Genomic DNA, 1331 nt, shown 5'->3' on the forward strand with positions numbered 1-1331 from the left:
GGGCAGGGGCGTGCGGTCGGGTGGGGTCGGACGTCGGAAGCGGCGGCGGAACCGCAGGTGCAGCAGCAGGCCGTAGAGCAGGGAGAAACCGAGCCAGGCGGTGTAGATGCCCGGCAGGCCCCATCCCAGGTGCACGCCCAGGTACCACCCCAGCGGGATGAGCAGCAAGTAGTCCCCGGTGACCGAGGCGACCATGATCCAGCGGGTCTCCCCCGCCGCCCGCAGCATCGAGCCGCGGGACATCGCCCAGGCCAGTGGCACCATGCCCAGCAGGGCCAACGGGGTGGTGGCCCGGGCCAGTTCGGCGACCGTCGGGTCCTCGACGACCAGGGAGTACGCAGGTCGGGCGAGCACCAGCGCGATCAACCCGCTCGCCCCCACCAGGCCGAGCAGCAGCCACAGGCCGGTGCGGTGGCGCTCCAGTGCCCGGTCGGGGCGGTCGCCGCCCAGCTCCTGGCCGGCGAGCACGGTCAGCGCGGTCGCGGCGGAGCCCAGGAGGGTGAAGACGATCAGGGTGAGGGTGTCCACCAGGCGGTAGGCGGCCAGGTCGGCGGCGCCGATCCGGGCGGCGAAGCCGGTGAGCAGCGCCTCGTTGAGATAGCCGATGCCCATGGTGCTCATCTCGGGCCAGCCGATGCGCCACAGGCCGCGCGCGACGGCGGGCACGTCCTCGGCGCCCGTGGTGTCCCGGGGCAGGCGGACACGGCAGTACAGCAGCAGGTAGCCCGCGCCGACGAGGGTGGCGATCAGGGTGGAGAGCGCGGCACCGGTGACGCCGAGTCCGGCGCGGAAGATCAGCAGCAGGCCGAGCGGCAGGTTCACCGCGTTGACCAGCAGCGCGTTGTACATGGTGACGCGGGTGGCGCCGATGCCGGCGCAGGCGCCCTGGAGGGTGAAGGTGACGGCGGCGGCCGGCACGGCCCAGGCGAGGATCCGCAGGTAGCCGGTGCCGGGGCCGATCACCTCGTCGGGGGCGCCGAGCACGGTGAGGATGGGCACGGCCGTCGCGTACAGCACGGCGCCGACGACCGTGCCGGCCAGGAGGGCGCCGAGGACCCCCACCCGGACCGTGCGGGCCAGGTCCGCGGAGCGGCCCGCGCCGTGGTGGTGCGCGACGCGGACCTGCACGGCCCCGGCCCAACCGCGCGCGATGATCAGCGCCACCAGGTACACCGGCGCGGACAGCGCGAGGGCCCCCAGGCCCTCGGTGGAGAGCCGGGCGAGCAGCACGGTGTCCACCACGCCCACCGTGATCTGGGTGAGCCCGGCGACGAGCAGGGGCAGGGCGAGGGCGATCATCGGGCGGACGCCGGGCTCACCCAGATCACGGT

The 1331-nt window shown here is 74.5% G+C and carries 1 protein-coding gene; it reads right to left on the reverse strand.

The window, feature by feature from the left end:
* Positions 1-1331: MATE family efflux transporter (locus FNQ90_RS23445; RefSeq protein WP_182608180.1), on the reverse strand; the 1331-nt coding region annotated here is incomplete at both ends.

This window comes from Streptomyces alkaliphilus, assembly GCF_014141535.1.
GTDB classification, from domain to species: domain Bacteria; phylum Actinomycetota; class Actinomycetes; order Streptomycetales; family Streptomycetaceae; genus Streptomyces; species Streptomyces alkaliphilus.